General features: G+C 45.9%; 6 protein-coding genes and 12 tRNA genes. 6 read left to right on the forward strand and 12 right to left on the reverse strand.

Translation table 11 applies throughout. The annotated features are described in order from the left end of the window. Nucleotides 1-33: 33 nt before the first annotated feature. The 6 genes from VIC_RS01755 (at nt 34) to VIC_RS01780 (ending at nt 8,519) form a co-directional block, all read left to right on the forward strand. Nucleotides 34-1,125, forward strand: coding sequence for a flagellar basal body P-ring protein FlgI (locus VIC_RS01755; protein ID WP_006957424.1), 1,092 nt, complete (start codon nt 34-36; stop codon nt 1,123-1,125). Nucleotides 1,126-1,136: 11 nt separating this feature from the next. Beyond that, on the forward strand, nt 1,137-2,051 hold the full coding sequence (gene flgJ, locus VIC_RS01760) for a flagellar assembly peptidoglycan hydrolase FlgJ (protein WP_006957425.1): 915 nt from the start codon (nt 1,137-1,139) through the stop codon (nt 2,049-2,051). Nucleotides 2,052-2,287: 236 nt separating this feature from the next. Then, nucleotides 2,288-4,162, forward strand: a complete 1,875-nt coding sequence (flgK, locus tag VIC_RS01765) for a flagellar hook-associated protein FlgK (protein ID WP_006957426.1) — start codon at nt 2,288-2,290, stop codon at nt 4,160-4,162. A 12-nt stretch (nt 4,163-4,174) separates the two neighbouring features. Beyond that, nucleotides 4,175-5,368, forward strand: coding sequence for a flagellar hook-associated protein FlgL (flgL, locus tag VIC_RS01770; protein WP_006957427.1), 1,194 nt, complete (start codon nt 4,175-4,177; stop codon nt 5,366-5,368). A gap of 374 nt (nt 5,369-5,742) precedes the next feature. Then, the gene (locus VIC_RS01775; protein ID WP_006957428.1) at nt 5,743-6,882 is read left to right on the forward strand and encodes a flagellin; all 1,140 of its coding nucleotides are present in this window, start codon (nt 5,743-5,745) and stop codon (nt 6,880-6,882) included. A 503-nt stretch (nt 6,883-7,385) separates the two neighbouring features. Next, nucleotides 7,386-8,519 (forward strand): flagellin, encoded by a 1,134-nt coding sequence (locus VIC_RS01780; protein WP_006957429.1) that lies wholly within the window; start codon nt 7,386-7,388, stop codon nt 8,517-8,519. A gap of 147 nt (nt 8,520-8,666) precedes the next feature. Here the strand turns inward: VIC_RS01780 and VIC_RS01785 are convergent. The 12 genes from VIC_RS01785 to VIC_RS01840 form a co-directional block, all read right to left on the reverse strand. Next, nucleotides 8,667-8,751, reverse strand: a tRNA-Leu gene (locus tag VIC_RS01785). Nucleotides 8,752-8,797: 46 nt separating this feature from the next. Beyond that, nucleotides 8,798-8,874, reverse strand: a tRNA-Met gene (locus VIC_RS01790). Nucleotides 8,875-8,887: 13 nt separating this feature from the next. Then, nucleotides 8,888-8,972: transfer RNA gene (locus VIC_RS01795), tRNA-Leu, on the reverse strand. Nucleotides 8,973-9,024: 52 nt separating this feature from the next. Continuing rightward, nucleotides 9,025-9,099 (reverse strand) — tRNA-Gln (locus VIC_RS01800). Nucleotides 9,100-9,129: 30 nt separating this feature from the next. Then, a tRNA-Leu gene (locus tag VIC_RS01805) sits at nt 9,130-9,214 on the reverse strand. Nucleotides 9,215-9,267: 53 nt separating this feature from the next. Next, nucleotides 9,268-9,342: transfer RNA gene (locus VIC_RS01810), tRNA-Gln, on the reverse strand. 31 nt (nt 9,343-9,373) lie between these two features. Beyond that, nucleotides 9,374-9,458: transfer RNA gene (locus VIC_RS01815), tRNA-Leu, on the reverse strand. Nucleotides 9,459-9,487: 29 nt separating this feature from the next. After that, nucleotides 9,488-9,572: transfer RNA gene (locus VIC_RS01820), tRNA-Leu, on the reverse strand. Nucleotides 9,573-9,619: 47 nt separating this feature from the next. After that, nucleotides 9,620-9,696, reverse strand: a tRNA-Met gene (locus VIC_RS01825). A 13-nt stretch (nt 9,697-9,709) separates the two neighbouring features. Then, nucleotides 9,710-9,794 (reverse strand) — tRNA-Leu (locus VIC_RS01830). A gap of 52 nt (nt 9,795-9,846) precedes the next feature. After that, a tRNA-Gln gene (locus tag VIC_RS01835) sits at nt 9,847-9,921 on the reverse strand. Between the two features lie 30 nt (nt 9,922-9,951). Beyond that, nucleotides 9,952-10,036 (reverse strand) — tRNA-Leu (locus tag VIC_RS01840). Nucleotides 10,037-10,038: the final 2 nt, after the last annotated feature.

Consider the following 10,038-nt stretch of genomic DNA (forward strand, 5'->3'; position numbering starts at 1 on the left):
TTTTGGCACAGAGTATTTAAGAAAGGTATCCCGATGAAGAAGCTGATTCTGTTATTGACGAGTTTGATCATTGCATCCACACCGGCTTATGCCGCACGTATCAAAGATGTGTCACAGGTGGCAGGTGTACGAAGCAACCAATTGGTCGGCTACGGCTTGGTCACGGGTTTACCGGGTACAGGTGAATCAACACCTTTTACCGATCAAAGCTTTAACGCTATGCTCGAAAATTTCGGTATTCAGCTTCCACCTGGTACCAAGCCGAAATCTAAGAATGTTGCGGCTGTGATTGTTACGGCTGACTTAGCGGCTTTTTCTAAGCAAGGCCAAACTATCGACGTCACAGTCTCCTCTATCGGCTCAGCAAAAAGCTTACGTGGTGGCACCTTAATGCAGACCATGTTGAAAGGTCTTGATGGGCAAATTTATGCCGTTGCACAAGGCAACTTAGTCGTGAGTGGATTTAGTGCTACTGGCGCGGATGGATCTAAAATCGTTGGTAACAACCCAACAGCGGGTATGATTTCTAATGGTGCGATTGTCGAGCGTGAAATCCCGTCACCATTTGGTCGTGGCGACTACATTACCTTTAATCTACTTGAGTCTGATTTTACAACAGCGCAGCGTATGGCTGATGCAGTGAATAATTTCCTTGGCCCACAAATGGCTCAAGCGATTGATGCTACTTCTGTCAAAGTCCGTGCTCCACGTGATATCTCTCAACGCGTTTCTTTCCTCTCTGCCATCGAGAACCTTGAGTTTAATCCGGCCGAGGGTTCAGCGAAAATTATTGTTAACTCTCGCACCGGAACGATTGTGGTTGGTAAACATGTGCGCCTTAAACCAGCTGCGATTACCCATGGCGGCATGACGGTCGCAATCAAGGAAAACCTTAATGTAAGCCAACCAAATGCATTTGGTGGTGGTGAAACGGTGGTGACACCCGATACGGATATCGAAGTTACTGAAGAACAGGGCAAGATGTTCAAATTCGAACCTGGCTTGACCTTAGATGATTTGGTCCGCGCCGTAAACGAGGTTGGTGCAGCACCGTCAGATCTTATGGCTATCCTCCAAGCGCTCAAACAGGCGGGTGCGATTGAAGGTCAGTTGATCGTAATCTAAGGAGAAGCGTTATGATTAACAATGGAAAAGACATCGGTTTCATCCACGACATCGCTAATCTCGACAAATTACGTCAGAAAGCGGTGGATGGGGATGAAAACAGTGAAAGAGAAGCACTGACTGCGGCAGCCAAGCAGTTCGAATCCATCTTTACTTCCATGCTGTTTAAATCGATGCGTGATGCTAACTCAACGTTTGAATCAGGGTTGATGGACAGCCAAAATCAGCAGTTTTATCGCCAGATGATGGATGAACAAATGGCGAGTGAACTTAGCTCCTCAGGCTCTCTTGGACTGGCTGATATGATCGTAGCTCAGCTTACTTCTGGGTCAGTGGAAAACCCTAATGCTGCCAGTCGCGAAGCCGACTTCGAAGCTTTGATGAACAAAATTGATAATGTCCGCCAGTCTCGCCGAGAGAATGCAGAGCTTGCTCCTGTTACTGCGGCTGCTTCAACACCCACTTCATTCGAGTCTCCAGAGTCTTTCGTGACATCCATGAAGCCGTATGCTGAAAAAGCAGCACGAGCATTGGGTGTGGACTCTTCATTGCTATTGGCTCAGGCCGCGTTGGAAACGGGGTGGGGGCAAAAAGTGGTCAGTAATAGCCGTGGTAGCAGCAACAACTTGTTTAACATCAAAGCTGATAAGAGCTGGGTTGGAGATAAGGTTGCGACGCAGACCCTAGAATATCATCAAGGTGTGCCGGTAAAAGAAAAAGCGGCATTCCGCTCGTACTCTAACTTTGAAGAAAGCTTTAATGATTATGTGCGTTTCTTGAATGATAACCCTCGCTACACCATGGCACTTCGCCACCAAGGCAACAGCGAGCAGTTTATTCATGGTATTCATCAGGCAGGCTATGCGACAGACCCGCAGTATGCTAGCAAGGTACTGAGAGTTAAAGCGCAAATCGATCAGATGTAAGCAGACTCACCTTCGGGTGAGTTTGTTTTTTAAGCACAGGTGCTTTACAGAGAGTGCTGACTACAATTTTGTTTTGTCGCAAAAATATTGACAGGAATAGCTTTCAGAAAAGCAAAATAATCCCGCATCCCGCATCCCGCATCCCGCATCCCGCATCCCGCATTTGGCACATATATTGCTATTAGTTAACTAAGTTATTCAGTTCTACTGATTTTATTGGGTTTCCTGGGGGCTATATGGCGTCTGATCTTCTGAATCTTGGTTCGCAAAGCGTACTGACGGCTCAGAGACAACTTAACACCACGGGTCATAACATCTCTAATGTAAATACAGAGGGTTATAGCCGTCAGTCGGTGATCCAAGGTGCGAATATGCCACGCCAATACGGCGGGGAAACCTATGGCATGGGCGTGCATGTGGAAAAAGTTCGCCGCTCTTGGGATCAGTTTGCCGTCAATGAGATGAACATCTCAACGACTAACTACGCTCACAAGGTCGATGATGAGGCTAACTTGGAAATGCTATCCAACATGTTGTCATCCGTCGCGTCGAAAAAAATTCCTGAAAATCTCAATGAATGGTTTGATGCGGTCAAGTCACTAGCGGATAGCCCTAATGATGTTGGCGCACGAAAAGTAGTGCTGGAAAAAGCAGATCTGATTACGCAGAACCTCAATGACTTCCACGAAACTATACGCAGACAGTCTGATGTCACGAACAAAAAACTCGATCTCGGCATTGAGCGAGTAAACCAGCTTGCCCTTGAAATCAGGGACCTGCATCGCTTAATGATGCGTACACCTGGCCCGCATAATGATTTAATGGATCAGCATGAAAAGCTGATAGCGGAGCTGTCTGAGTACACAAAGGTAACGGTAACGCCGCGCAAAAACGCTGAAGGTTTTAACGTTCATATTGGTAACGGACACACCCTAGTCTCGGGTACTGAGGCTAGCCAGCTAAAAATGATTGATGGCTACCCTGATGTTCATCAGCGTCGTTTGGCGATGATCGAAGGTAAAGGCATCAAAGCCATCACTACCAAAGATATCGACGGTAAGCTTGGTGCGATGCTGACGATGCGTGACGAGAAAATTCCGTACCTGATGGACGAATTAGGTAAGATGGCGACCGCGTTTTCTTATGATGTGAATGCACTTCAATCTCAAGGTCTGGATCTTAGGGGTAATATCGGTGGGTTAGTTTTTACTGATGTGAACTCTGAAGTAGTGGCCAAGTCCCGTGTGGTGACATCATCTAATTCAACTGCCGATCTGGAAGTGTACATTGAAGATACGAATAAATTGGTAGGTGGTCAGTACTCGCTTCAGTTTAACGGTGGTGATTACTATATAACTCGCCCTAATGGAGATATGTCGATTGTTCCTGTAGTTGGAAACTCAATATCACTTGACGGCATTCGTATTGATATCAACAACGGCCTGCAAGCGGGTGAACGAGTGTTGATCAGACCGACACGAAACGGTGCGGCGCAGATGAAGATGGCAACTAATGACCCATCTGCTATTGCCGCTCAGAGTTACGAAGCTTCAACGACGTTTGCCCAAGGTAGCGCGACTTTCTCTATTGATACTGCGGGCGATTTACGCGAATTCGAAGTGATCATCTCGCCGGACGGGAAGCAGTTTGCCGTCACAGACACCAAAGGCAAGATTCTACTTCAGCCTCAGGCTTACCCGCCAACAGGACCAGTGACTGTACAGGGCACCACGTTTGAGTTGTCTGCAGGGGCGATTGCTAATGACAAGTTCACCGCAAACCTTGTCCCATCCGAAGGTGATAACGGCAACTTACTTAAAATGCAGAATATCCAGACCAACAAACACCTCAATGATGGTGAATCAACGGTATTGGATATCTACCACAACCTGAATACTGACGTAGGCCTGCAAATGTCCACGGCGTCTCGCTTAACCGACGTATCACGTCTGGAGAAAGAAGCCGCGCAAGAAAGGGTCGCTTCTATCTCCGGGGTGAACCTCGATGAAGAAGCTGCCAACATGATGAAGTTTCAACAGGCTTACATGGCATCATCGCGCATTATGCAAGCGGCGAACGATACCTTTAACACCATATTGGCGTTGAGATAGGGGGGCAGATAAATGATGAATCGTATTTCCAGCTTCCATAACTATCAATCGGTACAGAATGATTTACGCCGCCAGGAAGCCAAAGTTCACCACAACCAAGCTCAGCTAGCTTCGGGTAAGAAGTTAATGCGAGCCAGTGATGATCCGCTAGCGACGCATTACATCCAAAACATCGGTCAACAGAAAGAGCAGTTACGCCAGTTTACCGATGCGATTGTACTTAGTCGCAACCGTCTAGAGCACCATGAAGTAATTATTTCCAATGCGGAACAGTATGCTGATGAAGCTAAGCGTACTGTCATGGAGATGATTAATGGTTCTTTATCACCTGAAGATCGAATCGCGAAGCGTCGTGAGTTGTTGGAAATTTCGAATAATTTCCTCAACCTCTCTAATGTGCAAGATGAATCAGGCAACTATATCTTTGCTGGAACTAAGCCGAAAAACCAGCCGTTTTTCCGTGATAAAGATGGTGATGTGGTTTACGCCGGTGATGATTACCAACGTAAGATGAAGATCTCTAACAGCTTGGAAATGCCAATCAACGATCCGGGCAGCAAACTGTTTATGGAAATCGACAATCCTTATGGAGACTTTGAGCCTCAATATGATCTCAAAGGTGTCTCAGAGTTGCTGCTTGAGCGAGCGATAAATACCAATCCAGATGACCAATCGACGTACAAAGTCACGTTTGTTGACATGCCTGATGGAAATTATGGCTATCAGCTTGAGCGTGATGGGGCGGTAGTTAAAGCAGATAACTTTGACCCTGCAATTGGGATTAAGTTTGAAGATGTCACGATTCAGGTCAAGGGCCAAATAACCAAAGGTGATGCGATTACCTTAGAGCCGCGAAAAACGTACAGCATCTTTGATACGTTTAAGCAAGCGATGAAATTAGCAGAAGGCTCAGTATCAGATACGTCAAATACTGCGGAGCTTCATCAGATTACTCAAGAGTTCCATGCGGCATTTATTCATCTGAACAAGGCAAGGACTGATGTCGGCGCTCGCCTGAATACGCTGGATATTCAAGAAGAACAACACGATGACTTTAAAATGACCTTGGCAAAATCCAAGAGTAACTTTGAAGACCTCGACTATGCCGATGCCATTATTGAGTTCAATGAAAACTCACGGGCGCTTCAAGCTTCTCAACAAGCATTCGGTAAAACCAAAGATTTAACATTATTTAATTACATCTAACTTCAATGCCATACGTGCTAAGCCGTATGTGCGAAGTCAGGTATTGCCCTTTGGTCAGAAACATCGCCTGTATGGCAATGGCAACTAAGTGGCAAATAGGCGGCAAGGTCATTGCCGCTACTGTGTGGCGATAAAATGAACATCTATACGATAAAGTATGGTTGTCATTAAGGGATTGAAAATAAAGAATAAAATTATTTTATTATTCGTTTTCTAAAGTTGGCACACTACTTGTATTGATAAAACCAAGAGTTTAACGAACAGGTTTTAAGCAGGCGTTTCCTGCTTAGCAAGTCATTTACGGTCAGTGCTTCCAACTGAGATTAAGCTGGCCGCTTCGCAAAGCACTTGCGAACTCATTAGGAGAGCAAACTATGACCATTACTGTAAATACTAACGTATCGGCAATGACTGCTCAGCGTTATCTGAATAAGGCCACAGGTGATTTAAACACCTCGATGGAAAGATTGTCTTCAGGTCAGAAAATCAACAGTGCAAAAGACGATGCTGCGGGTCTTCAGATCTCTAACCGCTTGACAGCACAGTCTCGTGGTCTGGATGTTGCCATGCGAAATGCTAATGATGGTATTTCCATTGCCCAGACAGCGGAAGGTGCGATGAACGAGTCGACATCTATCCTACAGCGTATACGTGACTTGTCATTGCAATCAGCGAACGGAACAAACTCTGCGTCTGAGCGTCAGGCTCTTAACGAAGAAGTCGAAGCACTGCAAGATGAGCTAAACCGTATTGCGGAAACAACATCTTTTGGTGGCCGAAAACTGCTTAACGGCTCATTTGGTGAGGCATCGTTTCAGATAGGTGCGAGTTCAGGTGAAGCAATTATCATGGGCCTAACCAGTATTCGTGCGGATGATTTCCGTATGGGTGGACAGTCATTTATTGCTGAACAACCTAAGAATAAAGATTGGGGCGTTCCTCCTACTGCGAAAGATCTCAAGTTTGAGTTCACGACTAAAGATGGTGAAGCAATCACGTTAGACATCATTGCAAAAGATGGTGATGACATCGAGGAGTTGGCGACGTACATCAATGGTCAGACTGATAAATTGAAAGCGTCTGTGGATGAAGAAGGTAAGCTGCAGATCTTTGCCGCAGAGCCGAACTTGGAAGGTAACCTAAATATTTCCGGCGGTCTTGCTTCAGAACTGGGTTTAAATGGTGGGCCAGGCCTGAACACAACTGTTCAGAATATTGATGTAAATACTGTTGGTGGCGCGCAGAATGCGGTTGGCATTGTGGATGCAGCTCTGCGATACGTTGATTCCCAACGTGCAGACTTAGGTGCGAAGCAAAACCGACTAAGCCACAGTATCAATAACTTGGCCAACATCCAAGAAAACGTAGAGGCATCAAACAGTCGAATCCGCGATACAGATTTTGCGAAAGAAACGACCGCGATGACCAAAGCACAAATCCTGCAACAGGCTGGTACTTCGATTCTAGCCCAAGCAAAACAGTTGCCAAATTCTGCAATGTCATTATTGCAGTAGCAGTAGATATCTTCACTAGCATTAACCTAGACGTGGGGCTAGCGAAGATGTTTCGGCAAGCATAGGTGATAAGGTAATTAGAGTTCTCTCTCACACCTGCTCTAATTAACCAAGTGACTTATGCACACGGCAGCCAGGCTGTGATCATTTCTCTCGATCTCCACAATGGCTACCACACTAGCCCCGGTTCTCTCAAAGGAAAAGGGGCTTTTCTTTTGCCTGTCACACAGGCTAGCCTACCTCTGCTATTCTTAAACAAACACCCTTTTACCCTCTCACTCCCCCGGCTGTTTTAGCAAAAACTTTAGCAATAGATTTCATATCTGCTGATTTGATCAACATATTTACTCTTCTCCCTAGTTTTCGTAGGAATTTTTAAAATTGCTCTAAAGATAATCATTTTATCGTCGCTAATAAGGTTACTTTGAGAGAACTTGGTTTACCGAGACGTCGGAAACCTTTCGAAACTTCCGATCTACGGAAAATCAATAGGAGTAACCACTATGGCGGTTAATGTAAACACGAATGTTGCGGCAATGACTGCGCAGCGCTACCTAAATAGCGCATCTAATGCACAGCAATCCTCAATGGAACGTTTATCTTCTGGTTTTAAAATCAATAGTGCTAAAGATGATGCAGCAGGCTTGCAGATCTCTAACCGTTTGAATGTACAAAGCCGAGGTCTAGACGTTGCTGTACGTAACGCGAATGATGGTATTTCCATGGCGCAGACAGCTGAAGGTGCTATGAATGAAACGACTAACATTCTGCAACGTATGCGTGATCTGTCACTACAATCTGCAAACGGCTCGAACTCTAAGTCTGAACGTGTTGCGATTCAGGAAGAGATCACTGCACTGAACGACGAGCTGAACCGTATTGCTGAAACCACATCATTCGGTGGTAACAAGCTACTGAACGGTACATTCTCAACTAAGTCATTCCAGATTGGTGCTGACAATGGTGAAGCAGTTATGCTGACACTGAACAACATGCGTAGTGACAACAGCATGATGGGTGGTAATAGCTATTCTGCGGCCAATGCCAAAGACAAAGACTGGGCTGTGCAAGCAGGTTCCAATGACTTGACTATTGCACTGACAGATGTATTTGGTGAGCAACAAAACATCACTATAAATGCGAAAGAAGGTGATGATATTGAAGAGCTGGCTACGTACATCAATGGTCAGACTGATATGGTCAAAGCATCTGTTGGAGATGACGGTAACTTACAAGTCTTTACTGATAATAACCGTGTCACCGGTGATGTGACATTCGGTGGGGCACTGGCTGGTGAATTGAGCATGGGCCCAGCCCAAGCGGTAACGGTTGATACTATCGATGTCACTACGGTTGCAGGCTCTCAAGAAGCGGTTGCGATTGTCGATTCAGCGTTGAAATTTGTGGATAGCCACCGTGCAGAACTTGGTGCTTTCCAGAATCGATTCAGCCATGCGATTAACAATTTAGATAACATTAACGAAAACGTAAATGCGTCTAAGAGCCGAATCAAAGATACTGATTTCGCCAAAGAAACTACAGCACTAACAAAAGCTCAGATCTTGTCTCAAGCATCTAGCTCCGTTCTTGCTCAAGCAAAGCAGGCGCCCAACTCAGCGTTGGGGCTTCTAGGCTAAGAAAGTAATTTCGTAGCATATTAGAAAGTCATGACTTTAAGTAAAATCCAGCTTCGGCTGGATTTTTTATATCTGGGGAAAGAATGAGTAAAACGCTTTATTCAGATAAAAGAAAACCCAGCATAAAGCTGGGTTTTACAATAGATATGGTGCGGAAGGAGAGACTTGAACTCTCACACCTTGCGGCGCCAGAACCTAAATCTGGTGCGTCTACCAATTCCGCCACTTCCGCGTTTTAACCTGCAGGATTGTTAGTCGGAACTAGCAATCTAAAATAATGGTGGCTACGACGGGATTCGAACCTGTGACCCCATCATTATGAGTGATGTGCTCTAACCAGCTGAGCTACGTAGCCAAGTGATTAAGTATGGTGCGGAAGGAGAGACTTGAACTCTCACACCTTGCGGCGCCAGAACCTAAATCTGGTGCGTCTACCAATTCCGCCACTTCCGCAACTTAATCGTAGTTATCAAGACAATTGGTAAAGTCTCAATAACATTGAATATGGCAGGTCTACCTGGATTCGAACCAGGGAATGGCGGCATCAAAAGCCGCTGCCTTACCGCTTGGCGATAGACCTACGGGGTGATAGCAAAAGCTATCTATATAATGGTGCGGAAGGAGAGACTTGAACTCTCACACCTTGCGGCGCCAGAACCTAAATCTGGTGCGTCTACCAATTCCGCCACTTCCGCAACTTAATTTGTAGTTACTAAGACAATTGGTAAAGCCTCAATAACGTTGAATATGGCAGGTCTACCTGGATTCGAACCAGGGAATGGCGGCATCAAAAGCCGCTGCCTTACCGCTTGGCGATAGACCTGCAGGGCATAGTCAAAAGACTATTCAATTTATGGTGCGGAAGGAGAGACTTGAACTCTCACACCTTGCGGCGCCAGAACCTAAATCTGGTGCGTCTACCAATTCCGCCACTTCCGCATAAATTGTTTACGTAGATTATATCAAGATGGTGCGGAAGGAGAGACTTGAACTCTCACACCTTGCGGCGCCAGAACCTAAATCTGGTGCGTCTACCAATTCCGCCACTTCCGCGTCTTGAATCTACAGGACTGTTAGCCTTAGCTAGCAATCTAAATTAATGGTGGCTACGACGGGATTCGAACCTGTGACCCCATCATTATGAGTGATGTGCTCTAACCAGCTGAGCTACGTAGCCAAGTGATTAAGTATGGTGCGGAAGGAGAGACTTGAACTCTCACACCTTGCGGCGCCAGAACCTAAATCTGGTGCGTCTACCAATTCCGCCACTTCCGCAACTTAATCGTAGTTATCAAGACAATTGGTAAAATCTCAATAACGTTGAATATGGCAGGTCTACCTGGATTCGAACCAGGGAATGGCGGCATCAAAAGCCGCTGCCTTACCGCTTGGCGATAGACCTACGGGGTGATAGCAAAAGCTATCTAGATAATGGTGCGGAAGGAGAGACTTGAACTCTCACACCTTGCGGCGCCAGAACCTAAATCTGGTGCGTCTACCAATTCCGCCACTTCCGCAA

Origin of the sequence: Vibrio coralliilyticus ATCC BAA-450 (assembly GCF_000176135.1) — a bacterium.
Classification (GTDB): Bacteria; Pseudomonadota; Gammaproteobacteria; order Enterobacterales; family Vibrionaceae; genus Vibrio; species Vibrio coralliilyticus.

Bases quoted from the DNA above. Each gene is read 5' to 3' on its own strand.
- flgL (WP_006957427.1), top strand. From the start codon at position 4,175: ATGATGAATCGTATTTCCAGCTTCCATAACTATCAATCGGTACAGAAT.
- flgJ (WP_006957425.1), top strand. From the start codon at position 1,137: ATGATTAACAATGGAAAAGACATCGGTTTCATCCACGACATCGCTAAT.
- VIC_RS01755 (WP_006957424.1), top strand. From the start codon at position 34: ATGAAGAAGCTGATTCTGTTATTGACGAGTTTGATCATTGCATCCACA.
- VIC_RS01775 (WP_006957428.1), top strand. From the start codon at position 5,743: ATGACCATTACTGTAAATACTAACGTATCGGCAATGACTGCTCAGCGT.
- VIC_RS01780 (WP_006957429.1), top strand. From the start codon at position 7,386: ATGGCGGTTAATGTAAACACGAATGTTGCGGCAATGACTGCGCAGCGC.
- flgK (WP_006957426.1), top strand. From the start codon at position 2,288: ATGGCGTCTGATCTTCTGAATCTTGGTTCGCAAAGCGTACTGACGGCT.